Origin of the sequence: Flavobacterium palustre, assembly GCF_014639535.1 — a bacterium.
Taxonomy (GTDB): domain Bacteria; phylum Bacteroidota; class Bacteroidia; order Flavobacteriales; family Flavobacteriaceae; genus Flavobacterium; species Flavobacterium palustre.
Window position 1 is genome coordinate 1 of sequence record NZ_BMGA01000009.1, and the last position, 20,134, is coordinate 20,134.

The 20,134-nt window shown below is 33.8% G+C and carries 19 protein-coding genes; 15 read left to right on the plus strand and 4 right to left on the minus strand.

Annotation, left to right across the window (positions count from 1 at the left end; genetic code table 11):
* From IEV84_RS14500 to IEV84_RS14560, 13 genes are all read left to right on the plus strand, one after another.
* Positions 1 to 1,069, plus strand: a 1,069-nt coding sequence (locus IEV84_RS14500; protein ID WP_188495181.1) for an MBOAT family O-acyltransferase, incomplete at its 5' end; no start/stop codon positions are given.
* Positions 1,070 to 1,397: 328 nt separating this feature from the next.
* On the plus strand, positions 1,398 to 1,781 hold the full coding sequence (locus IEV84_RS14505; RefSeq protein ID WP_188495182.1) for an endonuclease domain-containing protein: 384 nt from the start codon (positions 1,398 to 1,400) through the stop codon (positions 1,779 to 1,781).
* A 249-nt stretch (positions 1,782 to 2,030) separates the two neighbouring features.
* Complete coding sequence (locus IEV84_RS14510; RefSeq protein WP_188495184.1) at positions 2,031 to 2,909, plus strand: hypothetical protein; 879 nt, start codon at positions 2,031 to 2,033, stop codon at positions 2,907 to 2,909.
* The gene (locus tag IEV84_RS14515) at positions 2,910 to 4,079 is read left to right on the plus strand and encodes a glycosyltransferase family 4 protein (protein ID WP_188495186.1); all 1,170 of its coding nucleotides are present in this window, start codon (positions 2,910 to 2,912) and stop codon (positions 4,077 to 4,079) included.
* Positions 4,080 to 4,156: 77 nt separating this feature from the next.
* Positions 4,157 to 5,689, plus strand: a complete 1,533-nt coding sequence (locus tag IEV84_RS14520) for a glycosyltransferase family 2 protein (RefSeq protein WP_188495188.1) — start codon at positions 4,157 to 4,159, stop codon at positions 5,687 to 5,689.
* Positions 5,689 to 6,477 carry a glycosyltransferase family 2 protein gene (locus IEV84_RS14525; RefSeq protein ID WP_188495190.1) on the plus strand — a complete coding sequence of 263 codons (789 nt, stop codon included), beginning with the start codon at positions 5,689 to 5,691 and terminating at the stop codon, positions 6,475 to 6,477. Before IEV84_RS14520 ends, IEV84_RS14525 begins: the two co-directional genes overlap by 1 nt.
* 5 nt (positions 6,478 to 6,482) lie before the next feature.
* Positions 6,483 to 7,511, plus strand: a complete 1,029-nt coding sequence (locus IEV84_RS14530) for an exostosin domain-containing protein (RefSeq protein ID WP_188495192.1) — start codon at positions 6,483 to 6,485, stop codon at positions 7,509 to 7,511.
* On the plus strand, positions 7,508 to 8,515 hold the full coding sequence (locus tag IEV84_RS14535; protein ID WP_188495194.1) for a glycosyltransferase family 2 protein: 1,008 nt from the start codon (positions 7,508 to 7,510) through the stop codon (positions 8,513 to 8,515). The genes IEV84_RS14530 and IEV84_RS14535 overlap by 4 nt, the downstream gene beginning before the upstream one ends.
* Positions 8,516 to 8,727: 212 nt before the next feature.
* Positions 8,728 to 9,279, plus strand: a complete 552-nt coding sequence (locus tag IEV84_RS14540; protein ID WP_188495196.1) for a serine O-acetyltransferase — start codon at positions 8,728 to 8,730, stop codon at positions 9,277 to 9,279.
* A gap of 3 nt (positions 9,280 to 9,282) precedes the next feature.
* On the plus strand, positions 9,283 to 10,404 hold the full coding sequence (locus IEV84_RS14545; protein ID WP_188495198.1) for a glycosyltransferase family 4 protein: 1,122 nt from the start codon (positions 9,283 to 9,285) through the stop codon (positions 10,402 to 10,404).
* A complete protein-coding gene (locus IEV84_RS14550; RefSeq protein ID WP_188495200.1) occupies positions 10,401 to 11,486 on the plus strand; it encodes a glycosyltransferase in 1,086 nt (361 codons plus the stop codon). The genes IEV84_RS14545 and IEV84_RS14550 overlap by 4 nt, the downstream gene beginning before the upstream one ends.
* Positions 11,479 to 12,828 carry an O-antigen ligase family protein gene (locus IEV84_RS14555; protein WP_188495202.1) on the plus strand — a complete coding sequence of 450 codons (1,350 nt, stop codon included), beginning with the start codon at positions 11,479 to 11,481 and terminating at the stop codon, positions 12,826 to 12,828. The genes IEV84_RS14550 and IEV84_RS14555 overlap by 8 nt, the downstream gene beginning before the upstream one ends.
* A gap of 171 nt (positions 12,829 to 12,999) precedes the next feature.
* A complete protein-coding gene (locus tag IEV84_RS14560) occupies positions 13,000 to 14,394 on the plus strand; it encodes an exopolysaccharide biosynthesis polyprenyl glycosylphosphotransferase (RefSeq protein WP_229732701.1) in 1,395 nt (464 codons plus the stop codon).
* 3 nt (positions 14,395 to 14,397) lie between these two features.
* Here the strand turns inward: IEV84_RS14560 and IEV84_RS14565 are convergent, their stop codons facing one another.
* The gene (locus IEV84_RS14565) at positions 14,398 to 15,537 is read right to left on the minus strand and encodes a lipoprotein N-acyltransferase Lnb domain-containing protein (protein WP_188495204.1); all 1,140 of its coding nucleotides are present in this window, start codon (positions 15,535 to 15,537) and stop codon (positions 14,398 to 14,400) included.
* A 173-nt stretch (positions 15,538 to 15,710) separates the two neighbouring features.
* On the opposite strand from IEV84_RS14565, the gene IEV84_RS14570 reads away from it, so the two are divergent.
* Together IEV84_RS14570 and IEV84_RS14575 are read left to right on the plus strand one after the other, a co-directional pair.
* Positions 15,711 to 16,433: a CDP-alcohol phosphatidyltransferase family protein gene (locus IEV84_RS14570; RefSeq protein WP_188495206.1), complete on the plus strand. Its 723-nt coding sequence runs from the start codon at positions 15,711 to 15,713 to the stop codon at positions 16,431 to 16,433.
* The gene (locus IEV84_RS14575; protein WP_188495208.1) at positions 16,417 to 17,277 is read left to right on the plus strand and encodes a glycoside hydrolase family 25 protein; all 861 of its coding nucleotides are present in this window, start codon (positions 16,417 to 16,419) and stop codon (positions 17,275 to 17,277) included. Before IEV84_RS14570 ends, IEV84_RS14575 begins: the two co-directional genes overlap by 17 nt.
* 188 nt (positions 17,278 to 17,465) lie before the next feature.
* On the opposite strand, the gene lptB is transcribed toward IEV84_RS14575, so the two are convergent.
* The 3 genes from lptB to IEV84_RS14590 all read right to left on the minus strand — a co-directional run bounded on the left by lptB (position 17,466) and on the right by IEV84_RS14590 (position 20,059).
* Complete coding sequence (gene lptB / locus IEV84_RS14580) at positions 17,466 to 18,206, minus strand: LPS export ABC transporter ATP-binding protein (protein WP_188495210.1); 741 nt, start codon at positions 18,204 to 18,206, stop codon at positions 17,466 to 17,468.
* A 78-nt stretch (positions 18,207 to 18,284) separates the two neighbouring features.
* The gene (tatC, locus tag IEV84_RS14585; protein ID WP_188495212.1) at positions 18,285 to 19,094 is read right to left on the minus strand and encodes a twin-arginine translocase subunit TatC; all 810 of its coding nucleotides are present in this window, start codon (positions 19,092 to 19,094) and stop codon (positions 18,285 to 18,287) included.
* A complete protein-coding gene (locus IEV84_RS14590; protein ID WP_188495214.1) occupies positions 19,094 to 20,059 on the minus strand; it encodes a KpsF/GutQ family sugar-phosphate isomerase in 966 nt (321 codons plus the stop codon). Before IEV84_RS14590 ends, tatC begins: the two co-directional genes overlap by 1 nt.
* Positions 20,060 to 20,134: the final 75 nt, after the last annotated feature.

Sequence of the window (20,134 nt, forward strand, 5' to 3'; positions counted from 1 at the left end):
GGTATTGCCGGTGGGAATTTCGTTCTATACTTTTCACGGATTGTCGTATGTAATTGATATTTATTACAAAAGAATCAAAGCCGAATACAATTTTGTCGATTATTCACTTTTTGTGAGTTATTTTCCGCTTTTGGTGGCAGGTCCTATCGAAAGAGCTACCCATTTGCTGCCGGAGATAAAAGAGAAACGAAACTTTGATTTCGAACAAGCCAAGGCAGGAATTTACCAATTGATTTGGGGATTGGTCAAAAAAGTCGTCATTGCCGATACTTGTGCTACCTATGCCAGTGCTATTTTTGACAATTATAGTTCGATGAATTCATGGTCGCTTATTTTAGGAGCGGTTTATTTTGCCTTCCAGATTTACGGGGATTTTTCAGGCTATTCAGATATGGCATTGGGAATGTCAAAATTATTCGGCTTGGAGTTGTTACGCAACTTCAATTACCCTTACTTTTCCAGAGATATAGCCGAGTTTTGGCGTCGTTGGCATATTTCGCTTTCGTCCTGGTTTCGGGATTATTTATACATTCCGTTAGGAGGAAGCAAAGGCGGAATGTGGATGAAAATTCGAAATACCTTTATTATTTTTCTGGTAAGTGGTTTTTGGCATGGAGCCAATTGGACTTATGTAGTCTGGGGAGGAATCAATGCCCTTTATTTTCTGCCGCTTCTTTTAAGAAAAGCCAACAGAAATAATATAGACACTGTGGTTTTAGATAAAAGTTGGGAATCAATAAAAGTCATTGCTAATATCCTGCTCACCTTTGCATTGAGTTGTATTGCCTGGGTGTTTTTTAGAGCGAGTACCATTACCGATGCTTTTTTATATTTGAAAAAAATGTTTACTAACGGAGAATTTGCCTCACAATATTTAGCTAATGAACGTTATAATTACGAATTGCTATTAATGGTGTTAGCTTTTGTAATCGTTGAATGGAACAATCGCACTAAAGAAGAGCCTATTTCCGGGAAATATCAAAGTGTTAGCTTAGCTTTGTGTTTAGTCGCAATCATCGCTTTTGGAACCTATTCGGATTATAAGGAGTTTATTTATTTTCAGTTTTAAATTTTCATTTTCCCCATTCCTAAAGGAAACCGAAAATTCATAACGTTTATGATAAATAATAACGTCCTAATTTCTTTTCCCCACCCTTTAGGGTTGGGGAAAGGGAAAAGAAATTGAGCTTTGCCTCTTTATAGAAAATAGAAAGAAAAAAGAAATAGAGGTTTTAAATTTTCGTTTTTCCCCATCCCTAAAGGGAGCCGAAAATTTACGACGTTCAAGATTAATAATAACGTTTTAAATTTCTTTTTCTCACTCTTTAGAGCCGGGGAAAGGAAAAAGAAATTAAAAAAAAGAATGTTTTTTATTTCATTAAAGCTATTTTAGAATTATGGACAAAAACAAAAATCAATCTGAAAATATGTGGAAAGGAGCATCTCCACAAATTTTTTCTAATGCTAAAAAGTTAAGAGAAAATCAAACAGAAGCAGAAGAAAAATTTTGGTTAGCCGTTAAAGATAATCAGATAGAAGGGTATAAATTTAGGAGACAACATCCTCTTAGTATTTACATTGCTGATTTTTATTGCCATGCACTTAAATTAGTAGTTGAAATAGATGGCGAATATCACCTGAGTGAGGAACAGCAACTTTTAGATAAAAAAAGAACATCTGATATCGAATTTCAAGGATTAAAAGTAATCCGATTTACAAATGATGAGATAATGTCTAACTTAGAAGAGGTTATTGATAAAATTAAATCACATATAAAATAAAAGTTCTAAATTTCTTTTTCCCACCCTTTAGGACCGGGGAAAGGAAAAAGAAATGAATAATATAAATTTTCGTTTTTCCCCATCCCTAAAGGGAGCCGAAAATTCACAACGTTCAAGATTAATAATGACGTTCTAAATTTCTTTTTCCCACCCTTTAGGGCTGGGGAAAGGAAAAGAAATCAAGAGTATAAATTTTCTTTTTCCCCTTCAGGGGGAGGGAAAGGAAAAAGAAATACAACAAAAACCAAAATGAAACAATTTCTACTTTTCACAATAAAAACAATCTTCATAATCCTGCTTTTAGCGGTGCTGTTAGACTATGGTTATACTTCAATATACCTGAAATCCAATAGCCGCAATAAAATAGAATATGTTTACAATTCTAAAAACAGGAATTACGATGTCGTTATTCTGGGATCATCCCGTGCCAACAATCATTTCGTTTCCGAAATGTTTAAGAAAAAAGGATTAAAGACCTTCAATTACGGAATTAGCGGAGGCCACTTGTTTGAAGCCGATTTGATGTTGAAACTGATGCTGGAACGCAATTACAAGATTAAAACAGTCATTCTCGAAACCGATTTGAATTTGTCAAACGATAAACGCTCCGAAACAGTAGCAGCTAAATTTTTACCCTATATTCACGATTCGGAAATCATTAAAAGGCATTTTGAAAATGAAGCCGATTTTAATGAACTGTATTATCTTCCCTTTTATCGTTACATTAATTTTGATGCATTAATAGGTTTTAGGGAAATGTATAAAACACTAAGTCAACAGCCTACTAGTTTACTGGATAAAGGAGGTTATTATGCTTTGGGGAATAAAAAAGGCAATATGAAAAACGATATTAGAAACCTGAAACCTTTAAGAAATAAATATTACGAAGCAATAAAGCGGCTTTGTAAAGCTAATAAAATTAATTGTATAGCCGTGATGACACCCATGTGTGAAAATACCAAAGGGATGAACTATTTTGATAAAGTAAAAAAAAACTATCCTGAAATCCATAATTACGAAAATGTAGTAACTGAAGATAAGTATTTTTCATCCTGCGGTCACATGAATGATGCCGGTGCGAGATTATTTACAGCCCGGATTATTAATGATTTTTTTAAAACAAAGTAAATGCATATCGCTTTTTTAACCCCCGAGTTTCCTCATGCTAAAGTAGCTCATGCCGCTGGTATTGGTACGAGTATTAAAAATTTGGTTACAGCTCTGGTTAATGAAGGGGTTCAAGTAACAGTATTAGTTTATAGTCAAAAAACGCAAGAAATTATTGTTGAAAACGGACTTAGTATTCACCTTATAAAACACCAAAAATACAAATGTTTGGGCTGGTTTTTTCATCGGAAATATATTCAAAGTTATTGCAATTCCATTATCAAAAAAGAAAAAATTGATTTGCTTGAAGTTCCGGATTGGACTGGGATTACCGCTTTTATGAATTTTAAAGTGCCTGTGGTAATGCGTTTTCATGGAAGTGATACTTATTTTTGTCATTTGGAGAAAAGAAAACAAAAATGGAAGAATTACTTTTTTGAAAAACTTGCCGTATCAGGAGCCGATGCTTTTATTGCGCCCACAACTTATGCGGGGCAAGTTTCGGCGCATTTATTTAAAGTCAAAAAAAGAGTGCAAACCATTCATTATGGATTGGATTTAGAGGAGTTTCAAAATCCTCATCCGGAAAATTTTGATAAAGGAGTGATTTTGTATATCGGCACCATTATTAGAAAAAAAGGCGTTTTTGAATTACCAGTTATTTTTAATAAGGTTCGAGAACAATTTCTGGAAGCCCAATTGCTTTTAATAGGAGTTGATGCCTCCGATGTGCAAACGCAATCCAGTTCAACCTGGCAGATGATGCAACAGCAATTTAATTCGGTTGATAGAGAAAATGTACAGTATTTGGGCAAAATCTCTTATGATGAAGTACAGCAATATATTAAAAAAGCCAATGTTTGTGTGTTTCCTACTTTTGCGGAAACCTTAGGCATGGTAACTATTGAATCTATGGCCATGCAAAAAGCAGTGGTGAATTCTAATATAGGATGGGCGCAGGAATTAATTGTGGATGGAGAAAGTGGTTTTTTAGTACATCCGGAAAATCATGATTTATATGCAGACAGGATTATTCAGTTATTGCAGAGTGATTCGTTTTGTGAACGAATAGGAAAGCAGGCACGAAAGAGGGTGGAAGCGAAATTTTATATTAATAAAATTGCTTTGGAGAATATTCAATTATATCAGCAATTGATTAATAAGGGTAGGATAAATAGAAATGGGCTTTAGCCAAATTTTTTGGTTGCCTTAGCATTAAATAATTTTGTGATAATTTGCGTAATTTACGGTTAAAAAAGAAGAGTAGTTTGATCATAATCTACCATAAAAACAATAAAGTTGTTAAAGTAATCAGAGATGAAGAAAATTTATTTTTTTCTTCTCCCATCATTGCTGGTACAATAAATCACTTAGCAGAATTATATCCTCAGGATTGGCTCATTTGGTGTGATGTTGATTTAAAACCAAATTTGAATCTTTCAAAATTTGAATCCATTTTCCACCATCATAAAATAATGGCTTCTTATAACCTTGACGAAACATTTTTTCTGTCTTCTGCAATAGGTTATGTAGAAGAGTCCCCTTTTATAAAAGTCAACAAAAAAGTAAAATACCCCACCTGGCAAATGAGTAGTAATGTGGGGGGTATTCATACTTCAGTTTTAAATCGGATAAAAGCTAAAATAAATGCCGATGCTGATTTTGATTATTTTTTAAATTCGGTAGCCAAATTAGGAATGATGGCAGGACTTTTTTGTTATTCAGAGCCTCGTTTGCTGATAAATAAAGCCCAGAAAGTAAGCAACAAAAAAACGACTGCTACTGCTACACTTTTCCGATTTGTAAAACAACATTATAAAAAAAGATGGTTGTTATTATTGTTGTTGAATTTGTTGGTGTATGAAAAAAGATTTCCGTTAATAGCTTTCAGCTATGCGCTGTTTTTTAAAAGCAGAAGGAAAATAAAATTTGATTTAGATACTATTCCGGTACAATCTAATTTAGCCATTGCTGTAGAAAAAACAATCGATGTTGTTATTCCTACTATTGGCAGAAAACAGTATTTATATAATGTTTTGCAGGATTTAGCATCACAAACCCATTTGCCTCAAAAAGTGATTATTGTAGAACAAAACCCTAATCCGGAAATCAGTTCTGAATTGGATTACCTAACAAATCAAAGTTGGCCTTTTACAATTAAACACATTTTTACGCATCAAGTCGGGGCTTGCAATTCTCGTAATCTAGCTTTGGCAGAAGTAGACAGCGAATGGAGTTTTATGGCGGATGATGATATTCGATTTGAAAATAGTTTTTTTGAAAAAGCAATTGCTAAAGCAATACAATACGGAGTTTCGACTTTTACTACTTCTTGTCTTCAACCAAATGAAATCCAACATTATAAAACCATTCATCAATCGGGGATTTTTGGTTCAGGCAATAGCTTTGTTAAAAAAACAGCATTGGAATCAGTTTGTTTTGACAAAGCATTGGAATTTGGTTACGGAGAGGATACTGATTTTGGGATGCAATTACGCCACTGGGGATACGATGTGATTTATTTTCCCGATTTAAAAATTACCCATCTCAAAGCGCCCATTGGGGGGTTTAGAATACCAATAAAAAAACAATGGGAATCCGAAACTATTCAGCCGAAGCCCTCGCCAACTATCATGTACATGAAGATGAAGCATTTTTCTCAGGAACAAATTAATAGTTATAAGTTGGTACTGTTTTTAAAATTACTTAGACAGGAAGCTTTGCGCGATTATTTGGGTTTTTATAAAAACTTTAGGCAAAAATGGAATAAGAGTGTATATTGGGCTAATCAATTAAGATAATGGGACAAACCATACAAATAAGTTTTTTAATTACTCATTTCAATCGTCCTTCGGATTTGGCTTTGTGTATTGATGCAATTAAGAAAATCCCAATTTCTAATTATGAAATTGTAGTAAGTGATGACGGGAGTACAATTGAAAATATTGAAAGAATTCAATCTTATGAAATTGATCAAATAGTTCTGGCACCATTTAATCAAGGTTTGGCTGCTAATATCAACAAAGGTCTTAAAGCTTGCAGAGGAAAATATATTATTTATTGTCAGGAAGATTTTGTTTTGGATGTAGAGATAAATACTGTTTTACCAGAATGTTTTGAATTATTGGAAAATAAAAAAGTTGATATGATTCGATTTACGTCTAATTTTTATTTTAAAAAAATAATTCCATTAACTCTTACTATCAGCAGAATTCCTAAGTTTTCTTTTCGTAATTTTTTATATAATTATTATCAGTATAGTGATCATCCATTTATAACTAAAAAAAGTTTTTATGTAAAATATGGTTATTATCAGGAAGAAACATCTGGCCGATATGGTGAAACGGAATATGCAATTCGGATTTTAAAATCAAACGCAAAAATTGGGATTACTAATCAATTTATGGCTTTTTCAATAGCAGGCAGTCAATCGGTATTAGCTAATGAATCAAATAAAAAGCAGAATAGAAAATTAATTAATAAATCTTTACTCAAAATAGCCAGAGCTTTCAGGTTGTATTTAGAATGTGCGTTATACGAAAATTCAAAAAGAGGTTTGAAGACCTATAAAAATTTCAGAAAGAATTAAATAACATGCTAAAACTCTACACCGAACAAGAATATCTTATTCCTGAAAACAGAAGATTTGTTTTTCCGTTATTGTTTGATTTATGGTATGCTCCCAATACTAATTTGGTAGAAAAATACCAAATTGTTTCGGAAATTGCCAATTGTGATATTGCTGTCGTTCCAGTTGATATTGCTCGTTTTGATGCTGGTAAAAAGCAACAAAAACTAAATGATTTTATAGATAGCGCTTTGAATTTGAATAAAAAAGTGTGGATGTATTCAGCTGGGGATTATGGTAAAAGCATAAGTGTAAGCAATCAGGTTTATACGTTTCGATTAAGTGGTTTTGCATCCAAATTAAATGCGCAAACGTTTATTTTGCCTTCTTTTATCAATGATCCCTACGCCTCTTTTTCAAAAGAATTTAGAACGATTGGTAAATTACAGCAAGCTCAAATAGGCTTTGTAGGTCATGCAAGCCATTCTTTTTTGAAAAAAATAAAAGAGTACCTGCTTTTTTTGAACTATAATTCCAGACGGTTTATTGGGGAAATTCAAACGGATTATCAGCCTTTTTACCCTTCAGGCGTAAAACGATATCAGTATTTGAAATTATTAGAAAAGAATCCGGAGATAAAGACGAATTTTATTTATAGAAATCAATACAGAGCTGGGGTTAAGACAGAAGCAGCAAAGAAAAAAACAACATTGGAGTTTTTGGAAAATATGGAAAGTAATCCCTATACATTCTGTATGAGGGGAGCCGGTAATTTCTCGGTTCGGTTTTATGAAACCTTAGCCATGGGACGTATTCCTTTAGTGGTAGATACCGATTTTAGTTTACCTTTAGACAATGAAATTAATTGGGAGAAGCATTGCGTGATAGCAAAATCAAATAAAATAGCAGAAACCTTGATCCATTTTCATCAAAATTGCAGTTCGGAAGATTTTGAATTAATACAGCGAAATAATCGAAAATTATGGCAAACTCATTTAGAAAGAGAAGCTTATTTTTTGAAAATTTATTCTATTTTTAAGACTGATATACAATGAAGTTTACGTTAATTATCTGTACTTATATGCGTCCTGATTCCTTGTTCCGTTTGTTGCAATCGGTACAGGAACAAACATTGTATCCGGATGAAATTGTAATTATTGATGGTTCATTAAATCAGGAAACAGCAGCGCTTTTAGAAAAAAATAGATTTCAAAATCTGCGTTATTTTTTAGTTTCGGAAGAAAACAGAGGTTTGACCAGACAACGCAATTTTGGGATTTCCAAAGTAGCTGAATCTTCTGAAATTGTTTGTTTTCTGGATGATGATACTGTTTTGGAAGTGTATTATTTTGAACAATTGATACATACTTATCAACTGTATCCTGAAGTACTGGGAGTAGGGGGCTATATTAATAATGAAATAAAATGGGAATATGTAGGGGAGAATTACAAATCGAAACCAACTGATTTTTATTTCGACGGTTGGAAAAGAAAAGACGGTTCCCGATTTGTGATGCGTAAAAAATTAGCTTTAGATTCGGATTGCCCTCCGGGAATAGCACCACAATTTTCACATGGTCGTAGTGTGAGTTTTTTACCTCCAACAAATAAAGTATATGAAGTAGAAATGTTCATGGGGGGTGTTTCCTCATTTCGAAAATCAGTATTTAAGAAGCTCCAATTTTCGACTTATTTTGAAGGATATGGTTTGTATGAAGATGCCGATTTTAGTTTGCGATTGGCAAAAACAGGAAAATTATATTTGAATACGGCAGCTAGACTAAGTCATTTTCATGCTGCATCCGGAAGACCCAATCAATACGAATACGGAAAAATGGTGGTTCGAAACGGCTGGTATGTTTGGCGGGTTAAAAATCCCAATCCTCAGATTAAAGACAAAATAAAATGGCATGCAATTACAATTTTACTAACTGCTATCCGATTTTCAAATACTTTTACAACTACAAATAAAAAAGCGGCTTTTACGGAATCGATAGGGCGTTTAGTGGGGTATTGGAGTTTGATATTTAATAAACCTAAAATAGAGAATGGATCATAAATTAAATAACATAAGTTTCCATTTAGCACAGGCAAATTCCCCTCTTTTAGAGGGGCTAAGGGTGTGTTTGAATATTGTGTTCATAAACTTCCATCTTTAAAACAAAGCATGATAATTGCAATTAATGAAGTAACAGCCTTGTTGGAGAAATTTGATAGGCAATTATAATTAGAAATACTATATTTACCCCAGTCAGTGATATTAATTCTACTATGAGCATTTTTCAATTAATAATTCTGGATTATAAAAAATATAAAAAGTATGGTGGAAATTGCGTTTCGATACTTTTTTTTACCCAGGGTTTTTGGGCTGTTTTTCAATATCGAATAGCTAATTTTATATATCGTTTAAAAATTCCGGTTTTAAAACAATTAGGTCAGTTTTTTTGTCTTGTATGGCAAAAAGGAATTGAGATGTTAACAGGTATTTCAATTCCTTCTTCAGCTACAATTGGGCATTCTTTTTATATTGGGCATTTTGGTGGAATAATAATTAATGCTAATGCTGTTATTGGTAATAATTGTAATATTTCACAGGGGGTTACAATTGGAGTTTCAGGTCTGAATGAAAACAGAGGAGTTCCTAAAATTGGTGATAATGTGTATTTGGGGGCTAATTGTGTTGTTGCAGGGGATATTTATATAGGTAATAATGTTATGGTGAGTGCTTGTTCTTTAGTTACCAGAGATGTAGAGCCGAATAATGTTGTTATGGGGGTGCCTGCCGTAAAAATTGCATCAAAAGGATCAAATGGCTATATTTAATTTATGAAATTAATAGTGTTTTCATCAGCTCCCGTCATTAATTTGAAAGGAAATCTATTTTTGTACGCTCCTTATGAACATGAAATGCAAATTTGGGCTAGGCATGTTGATGAAATTCAATTTTGCTCTCCGGTATGGAATGAAGATAAGGATTTATTAGTGTCTGAATTAACATTCTTTAGTCTAAAGGTTATAGCGCTGTATGATTTTAGTGTTAGAAATTTAAAAGAGATTTTTGGTTCTGTTTATAGTGTGGTGAAAAATATATTAATTATTTTCAAAGCCATGCAACAGGCAGACCATATTCATTTGCGTTGTCCCGGAAATATGGGATTGTTGGCTTGTGTGGTTCAGATTTTATTCCCTTACAAACCTAAAACAGCCAAATATGCCGGTAATTGGGATCCAAAAGCGAAGCAACCCTGGAGTTATCGTCTGCAAAAATGGATTTTGTCAAATACTTTTTTGACTAAAAATATGAAAGTGTTGGTCTATGGGGAATGGGAAAACCAGTCTAAAAACATACATCCTTTTTTTACAGCCAGTTATTCTGAAAACGAAGAGAAAGCAGCAGTAAAAGCAATGAATCCAAATGAAAAAATACGATTGCTTTTTGTGGGAACTTTGGTGGAAGGGAAAAATCCATTATATGCTATCCAACTGTTGCAACAATTAAAGCAAGCCAATTATGATGTGCAATTGGATATTTATGGAGACGGACTTTTAAGACCCGTTTTACAAAATTATATTGAAAAGAACCATCTTAAGGAATGTGTGTTTTTACACGGCAATCACAATCAGGAAGTATTGAAAAAAGCCTACCAGGATAGTCACTTTGTAATTTTGCCTTCTAAAAGTGAAGGCTGGCCAAAAGCGGTTGCCGAAGCGATGTTTTGGGGTGCAGTGCCTCTGGCAACGGCTGTTTCCTGTGTGCCTTATATGTTAGATTACGGGAATCGGGGAGTCTTGTTAGTGAGGGATTTATATAAAGATGCCACAGCAATTAGTCAATTAATCAAGAACCCGTTTGATTTTAAAAGCAAAAGCATTGCAGCAATGAATTGGTCAGGAACTTATACCTTAGAGCGTTTTGAAAACGAAATTCAAAAACTATTACAAGGATGAGAGTGTTACAATTGATAGATTCTTTGGAGGCTGGTGGTGCAGAGCGTATGGCATTAAATTATGCTAATGCCTTATCGGCAGAAATTGAATTTTCTGGCTTAGTGGCAACCCGCAAAGAAGGTGTACTTAAAAAGCAATTGGATGATAAAGTGCATTATTTGTTTTTAAATAAAAAAAACACAGTCGATTTCAAGGCTGTTTTGAAACTTCGGAAATACATCATCAGGAATCAGGTTCAGTTGATTCAGGCGCACAGTTCTTCTTTTTTTTTAGCCGTTTTAGTGAAATTGACTTTGCCAAATATCAAAATCATTTGGCATGACCACTATGGAAATAGTGAATTCTTAGAAAACCGATCAAAGTATGCTTTGCAATTAGCTAGTTTTTTTTTCAATGGTAGTATTGCTGTAAATGAGATATTGAAGCATTGGGCATCTGCGCATTTGTATTGTAAAAACGGAATTTATTTGTCTAATTTTGCAACCATTGAAGATACAAAAGAAACAAAAACAATAGTACAGGGACAGGAAGGGAAACGCATTTTGTGTTTAGCCAATTTGCGTCGGCAGAAAAACCATTTTTTGTTGGTTGAAGTGGCGACCCGGTTGAAAGTATCACATCCGGACTGGAGTTTTCATTTGGTGGGAAAAGATTTTGAGGATAATTATTCCCATCAGTTAAAAGAAATACTCAAAATACGGGATTTACAAAATCATGTATTTGTATATAATTCCTGTTCTGATGTTGGGAAAGTACTGGAACAGGTACAACTTGGAGTTTTAACATCAGATTCAGAAGGATTGCCGGTAGCACTTTTGGAATATGCTTTGCATAAAAAAGCAGTTGTTGTTACCAGTGTAGGGCAGGTGAGTGCTGTTGTTCAAGATGGAAAAAATGGCTTTTTAATACCAGCTGGTGATGTGAATTTGTTTTATAATCGACTAACGGAATTGATTAATAATCCATCGCTTCAGGATAGATTTTCGGAAAGTCTTTATCGAATAGTAGTGGAGCAATTTTCACAGGCTTCAATTATAAAAAAATACATCCATTGGATAAATATAATCATAGTAAATGAATAAATCGGAAATTAATTATGTTAAACTGGCGTTACTCCATGTGGGTATAGCGGTTGTTATTTTTTTTATTCCTTTTTTGTCAAAAATCTACGCACTACTAATTGCCGTTTTTGGTTTTTATTATGTCATTAACAACAACAATAAAAACAACGAAGTTTTATATGTTTCGGCTTATATAGTGGGTGCTGAGGTATTTTTAAGAATGACAGGAGGAAATTTGAATAACGAATACGTAAAAGTGGTGGTTTCCTTTTTAATGTTATTGGGATTTGTCTTAAGTGGTTTTTCTAAAAGTAGTTTTGTTTATTGGCTGTATTTTCTCTTTTTACTGCCTGCTGTTTTAATAACGATGAGTCATGAGGATCTGAATTTAGAAATTAGAAAAGCCATTACATTTAATATTTCAGGGCCTGTTTGCCTGGGATTGTGTGCTTTGTATTGTTACCGAAGACACTTGCTTTATAGTCAGTTACAAAATGTGGTAGTGCTTTTGGGTTTACCCATCATCTCTATCTTAGTGTATTTGTTGTTGTACAATCCAAGTGTTCGCGATGTGGTAACAGGAACCCAGTCTAATTTTGCTACCTCCGGAGGTTTTGGACCTAATCAGGTAGCAACTATTTTAGGATTGGGGATGTTTGTTTTTTTCTGCCAATTGGTTTTCATGTCAAAGTCTAAAAGTAGTATGGCGTTAAATGCTTTTCTTTTTGTATTTACAAGTTACAGGGCTATTGTGACTTTTTCAAGAGGAGGAGTGATTACGGGCTATGTAATGATTCTTTTGGTATTATTGGCGGCTTATTTTTTTACAAACAGTACAGGGAAAAGAAAATTAATATGGATTGCCGTACTGAGCGGGATTATGGCTTTAGGGGTTTGGAGCTATAGTGTGATTCAAACCAGCGGCTTGATTAACAAACGATACGCCAATCAGGATGCCAGAGGACGGGTAAAAGGCGATCGCTTAGGTGGAAGAGAACAAGTAATGAATACCGAAATAGTACTTTTTAAAGAAAACCCAATAGTGGGAGTAGGTATTGGTTTGGGGAAATCCTATAGGGAACAAATGTTAGGAAAAGAGGTGGCTTCTCATAATGAAATAACCCGATTGTTGTCAGAACACGGTATGTTTGGAATTTTTATTTTGATAATTCTTTTAATAACTCCACTCATTCTTTTTTTAACCAATTATCAGAATTTTTATTTTTTCTCTTTTTATATATTTTGGCTTCTTACCATCAATCATGCTGCTATGCGAACGGCAGCTCCTGCTTTTGTTTACGCCTTGACGTTGCTAAATGTACAGTTTAATCCAATTCAGATAATAAAAGAAGACAGCATTTAGAAGGTTTTATTTTGGTGTTAAAGCCGTAGTTTAACTGAAATTATGACTTTTTAAAGACTATAGTTTTTTTAATAAAAAGAGTTTCTCATCTTAGCTTTGATTTTGAAATTGAATCCTTTCTTATTGTTTTTTAGCGGAACAGAGTATATTGCCAATATGAGTAAAAAATACATGTCAAAAGATAAAATCCATTTTGAAATATCCGAAAGGAAAATGCTTTTACATCTTGTAGATGTTTTTAGCATTGTAGTGGCTTTGTATGTAGTGGGGCAGTTTTTTGCCTTGGATTATTTGAAATCATCGGTTTTAGATTGGGTTAATTTAGTTGTTTTGATAATTTACCTTAAAATTATAGGAACCATTTTTGAACTTTATAATCTTCAGGTGTCAAGTAATGAGTTTTCGATAATAAAAAGTACTATACTTACGGTTACCACTACAGTTCTGGCTTATTTTTTAACGCCTGTATATTCTCCGGTATTGCCCTCTAACCGACTCCAGATTGTAGCTTTTCTTTTGGTAGTTTTCTTCTCATTGATTTTATGGAGATTGTTTTATGTACGTTTTTTAGCATCCAAACGTTTTCATCAAAAAGCGTTATTGGTTTGTGATAAGGAACAATTAAATGAACTTGTTGCGGGTTTGGAAACTATAGATCCTCATTATAAGATAATTGCTTATGTAAGTCATTGTGAGACCGATAAATCCAAGGGAGAGGATTTATTGGATATAAAATGTATCAATCCAACTGATTTAATTGCTTTTGTTAAAGAAAATTACATTACCGAAATCGTAATTGGAACTCAAAAACCCGACAGCATCACAACGGAATTGTACCAACAATTGTTGAAATTGTTAGAGTCAGGAAAAGTAATCAGAGAATATTCGCAGGTGTACGAAGAAAAAACACAACGTATTCCGGTGCACTATGTAGAGCGGGATTTTTATCGGTTTTTCCCTTTTAGCCGAAGTAATCAAAACCGATTGTACTTGTTGATTGTTAGGGTATTGGAGATTATAGTTTCGATTGTTGGCTTGTTAATTACCTTGTTATTGATTCCATTTATCTTTTTAATGAATACAATAGCCAATAAAGGAAGTTTGTTTTACACTCAGGAACGTGTGGGGAAAGACGGAACTGTGTTTAATATTCTGAAATTCCGTACCATGATAGAAAACGCCGAGTCGGCTAAGGCAGTTTTCACGGCTGTCAATGATAATAGGGTAACCGCTTTTGGAAAGTTCATGCGAAAAACCAGAATGGATGAATTTCCACAGTTTGTAAATATTCTTAAAGGAGAAATGGCGGTTATTGGCCCCCGTCCGGAGAGACCTTTTTTTGTAAAAGAAATTGCCGCAATAATGCCTTTTTATGAAACCCGACATATCATAAAACCCGGGCTTACAGGTTGGGCGCAGGTGAATTATTCGTATGGAGAAACTATAGAAGACAGTTTAATTAAGCTGCAGTATGATTTGTATTATATCAAACACAGGAGTTTTTATCTCGATTTTAATATTGCACTAAAAACCATTACAACCATTTTATTTTACCGGGGGCAATAGTTGTTAAATAATAATTGGTATTGGTTTTTTGTTTTTTAATGCTAATTGAATCAGGAAATAAACAGAAGTAACTATCAAAGGCAAAACGATGAATAAATGCGCCTTGTTGATTAAAATAACTACATAAATCAGTAAGGAGAAAAGGTTAAATAAGGCTAGTTTATAAGTCCACACGCTGTTTTTGATGGCATAAAAAAAGCATAAAATTAATAAAGCAGGATTAAATAAAAGTATATTGTAATTGTTAGCTAATTCCAAATGATCCGAATAAAATCCCATTGACAGGAAGAATAATCCCAGTAACCCCATCGTGACAAAATAAAAATAATGCACTCCTTTTTTATTCCAAATTATTAATAAAGCCAGAAAAATCAAATAGCTGTAAATGTTGTTCCACCAGGAGTTAGGGTGTATTTCTTCAAAATGTAAAATAGTTTGGTTTTTAGGAGCTAAGGGTTGCTTGTTATACTGAATTAATTTCAGGCTTTTTTGTAATTCCAGAGGCAAAAACAGTTTTGTTCCCAAAGCATCCACTTTTGAACCAAAAATGATACTGGTTCCTAATTTTTCATAAAAATGATGGTCAAAATAAGGATACAAAATACTCCTGTAAGTTAAATCAGTATCTGTTTTTTTAGAGATAATAGTACTTCCTAATGTTTTGTTGATGATATCCACCACCATCGAAGTACAGTTCTTATCAATGAATTTGTAGGTGTAATGACTGTCTCCGGAAGCTAAGGAAGTGTTTAGATTTTCAAAAAGCTGTTGTTTGAATTGAAGTGGAATTTGGAGTTCCTGCTCTTCAACCGAACGATTTTCATAAGTATATTGATTGATGAAATCGCTGTAGCGATTGACTACAGCAAAATATTGAAGATCGCCTTTGGCAAATTTTGGAACAAAATTAGGCGTGTTAAAATCAAAGGCACCATAATTATAAACCGCATCAACAAAATTAGCATCGTCCTTAATCCGAATTGCGGTGTGACCAAAAAGAGAATAGGATTCGTTCCCAAGTCCGCATGTAATTACGCTTACTTTGGCATCTTGGGATAATTGAATATTTTGTGCCCAAAAAGCATTGAAAAAACTAAGAAAGAATAGTAGTAGTGCTTTTTTAGAAAGAAATGGAGACGTCATAATCAAGTTTTTTGTTGATTTTTTTCAAAAGTATCATTTTTTTATGAGTTGGTTCTCTTCCTGATTTAAATAAATAGTCAATAAAAGAATCTGTTGAAATCTATGTTCGGGAAAAGTGGACACATTCAGTTATTATATTAAATTTGTAAACCATTCTAAAAAGCAACTCAAAAATGAATATTAAAAAACACATTCCTAACACAATTACTCTATTGAATCTTTTTTGTGGTTGTATTGCCATAGTTTTTGTGAGTAATAAGGATTTTGAAATGGCTTTTTTCTTTGTGTTTTTAGGGATTTTCTTTGACTTTTTTGACGGTTTTTTTGCCCGTTTGTTTAAAGTTACCGGTGAATTAGGCTTACAGTTAGATTCTTTGGCTGATATGGTCACCAGCGGTGTGGTTCCCGGTTATGTGATGTACACTTTGTTGACTAATAGTCAGCATGAAATAACGGCTTCGGAATATTTTCCTTTTTTAGGATTTATAATCACTTTAGGTTCTTGTTATCGATTGGCTTTTTTTAATATCGATACCCGTCAATCGGATTCTTTTATAGGTTTGCCTACGCCTGCTAATTCGTTGTTTATGCTGAGTTTGCCTTTGGTAATCAAATATTCCGACTCTTTGTTGGTATTGGAATTACTGACCAGTCAATGGGTTTTGTTCTCAATTACGGCCTTTAGTGCTTATATTTTAAATGCCGAAATTCCTTTATTCTCTTTGAAAATTAAGAAATTTACTTTCAAAGATAATATACTTCAAATTGTTTTCTTAACGCTTTCGGTTTTGTTGGTGTTATTTTTTAATTATGCCGGAGTTCCTTTGGTTATAATGAGTTATGTGCTGTTGTCAGTATTGAATAATAGATTTTCATTGGATGGCAAAACAAAATAACCGGCGCAGAACTACTTCCCGAAAATCAAAAAAGAAGCCTTCTGTGCTTCGGAAAAAACTAATTAAAGCAGGAATTATAGCGGCGAGCGTACTGCTCTTTTTGGGGATTGTGTATCATTATCGAAATGGTTTGGCGTACTATTTTAGTTTTAAAACCGATAAGGTTTTAGATAAAGAAGCCAGGGAAAAACGCCTTTCGGATGTGCGTAATTATCAGGTTTTGGAAAAAAATGAAGGCAAAGCCATCGGAATTGATGTTTCGGAATATCAGGATGAAATCAATTGGGATGAGGTGAGAACTTTGGAAAATGATAATGAATTGTCTTTTGTTTTTATACGTGCTACCGTTGGAAATGACCGATTGGATAAAAGATTCAGGGAGAATTGGCTCAATGCTAAAGAAAATCATCTCATTCGTGGTGCTTATCATTATTATCGTCCGAATGAGAATTCATTGGAGCAAGCGGAGCTTTTTATAAAAACAGTGCGTTTGCAAAAAGGCGATTTGCCACCTGTTTTAGATATTGAGAAATTACCCGAAAATCAATCTGTTGAACGGCTTAAAATTGGATTGAGGCGCTGGTTGATTGCGGTAGAGGAACATTATAAAGTGAAGCCCATAATCTACACCGGCGAAAGTTATTATGATGATTTTTTAAAAGAAGAATTCTCGGATTATCTTTTTTGGATAGCCAATTATAATTTTTACCGCGAAAAAATGGAGGAAGACTGGCTCTTCTGGCAATTTACCGAAAAAGCTTCTGTGTCAGGTATAAAAGGAAATGTGGATGTTAATATTTTTAATGGCGATTTACAGCAATTGCAGTTTATTACAAAGGAGTAGTTTCAGATTTCAGATTTCAGATTTCAGATTTCAGATTTCAGATTTCAGATTTCAGATTTCAGATTTCAGATTTCAGATTTCAGATTTCAGATTTCAGATTTCAGATTTNGATTAAGAATGTTAAACATCTAATCTGGAATCTGTTTTTTTGTTTTCTATATTCTAAATTCTGCTGACTGCTGTCTAAATTAAAACTCCAATTTCTTCTTTCTTAATTCAAAATTTTGACCCAGATACACTCTGCGTACCATTTCGTCTTCAACTAATTCTTCCGGTTTTCCGGCTTTTAGAATTCCTCCTTCAAACATTAGATAGGTTTTGTCAGTGATGGCTAAAGTTTCCTGAACGTTATGGTCGGTAATTAGGATTCCGATGTTTTTGTTTTTTAATTGCGCTACAATTCGTTGAATGTCTTCAACAGCTACGGGGTCAACTCCCGCAAAAGGTTCGTCAAGTAAGATGAATTTAGGGTCGGTTGCTAAACAACGGGCAATTTCAGTACGACGGCGTTCACCTCCTGAAAGTAAATCACCACGGTTGGTGCGAATGTGTTCCAGGCTAAATTCGGCAATCAAACTTTCCATTTTAGCAATTTGAGCTTCTTTGGAAAGATTTGTCAATTGTAAAACACTCAAAATATTATCCTCGATACTTAATTTTCTAAAAACAGAAGCTTCCTGTGCTAAATAACCAATACCTTGCTGCGCTCTTTTGTACATTGGGAAATGAGTAATATCAGTGTCGTCAAGGTAAATGTTTCCTGCATTTGGTTTTACTAAACCAACAATCATGTAAAAAGAAGTGGTTTTTCCGGCACCATTGGGACCTAATAATCCAACGATTTCTCCTTGATTTACTTCTACCGAAATGCCTTTTACAACACTTCTTCCTTTGTATGTTTTGACTAAATTATCGGCTCTTAAAATCATCGTGTATTCGGTTATTTGAATATTTGTTTATCCGGCAAATTAACGAATAAGCCCATAAACAAGAGGTGATATTAACAATTAATTATTCTTTTCTTTTTTAGTTACTAAGACCGAAAGGAATATACTGGCTTCGTATATAATCAGCATCGGGATTGCTACAATAGTCTGACTTACCACATCAGGAGGAGTAACAATGGCTGCAATAATCAATACAAGTACAATGGCGTATTTTCGGTATTCTCTCAGGAAGTTAGGAGTTACAAGACCTAATTTGGTTAAAAAGTAAATAATGATAGGTAATTCAAAAAATAATCCGCTGGCTATCACTGAAGTTTTTACCATTCCAATGTAAGAATCCAGGGTGAACTGGTTAATTACAGTAGGGCTGACTGTGAAAGTCGCTACAAAATTAACCGACATTGGGATTACTACAAAATAGCCGAAAATCACTCCAAGAAAGAATAATAAAGAGGAGAAGAAGATGAAAACTTTGGCGTTTTTCTTTTCGTTTTTATAAAGCGCCGGACTTATGAATTTCCAGACTTCCCAAAGGATATAAGGAAAGCTTAAAATAAATCCAAACAGAATACAAATCCATATAAATACATTTACCTGTCCTTCCATTTGGGTGTTCTGGATGATAAAAGGCATTTCAGTGATACAAATACTGTCGGCAAAACCCAAGCTGTGTGAGAGTTCACAAAAATATACATAGGTAAAAAAATCAGCTCTTGTAGGGCCAAATATAATGGTGTCAAATAAATAATCACTAATGGTATAGGTTACCATTCCCATTATGATTATAGCAATAGTACTTCGGACTAATAACCATCTTAAATCTTCAAGATGATCTAAAAAAGACATCTCGTTTACGTTTTTTTTTGCCATTACAGGATTCCTTCTTTTAGTATGTCATGCAGGTGTAAAACACCTTTGTATTCTTTATTGTCAATTACAATCAGCTGTGTGATGGAGTGGTTTTCCAGAACTTGCAAAGCATCAATAGCCATGGTTTCAGATGAGATTGATTTTGGATTTTTGGTCATAATGTCTTTGGCTGTCAAATCGGTAAATGTATCTCTGTCGTTTAGCATTCTTCGGATATCTCCATCAGTGATAATACCTACAACTTCATTGTTTTCTACAACTGCTGTAACTCCAAGTCTTTTTTCTGAAATTTCAAAAATTACTTTTTTTACAAGAGTGTCCGGATTAACAATTGGTTTTTGATTGTGTTCAATCAAATCTTTTACTCTGAGTAATAGTTTTTTTCCTAAAGCACCTCCAGGGTGGTATTTGGCAAAATCCTCGGCTTTAAAATCACGCATTTCCATTAAGCAAATAGCCAGTGCGTCACCCATAACTAATTGCGCTGTGGTACTGTTAGTAGGGGCTAAGTTAATAGGACAGGCCTCGGCGTCTACAGTAGTATTCAGGGTGTAATCTGATCCTTTTGCAAGAGCAGAACTGCTGTTGCCGCTAATTCCTATCAGTGGATTTCCGTCTCTTTTTAATAAAGGAATAAGCGCTTTAATTTCCGGACTGTTTCCGCTTTTTGAAATGCAAATAATTACATCGTCTTTTTGAATCATACCTAAATCACCATGAATGGCTTCGGCGGCATGAAGAAACATAGAGGGAGTGCCGGTTGAATTAAAAGTGGCTACCATTTTTTGACCGATAATAGCACTTTTTCCAATCCCGGTAACTACTAAGCGTCCTTTTGATTGAAAGATAATTTCTACAGCTTTTGAAAAATTATCATCGAGGTAATCAATAAGTTTTATAATTGCTTCACTTTCAGATAGTATAGTCTTTTTGGCAATGGCCAATATATTTTCTTCGGATATCAAAACAGAATGTTTAAAATTTGTGTGTGTAAAAGAAATTTGTATCTTTATGTGATGCAAATTTATACAAAATACCAG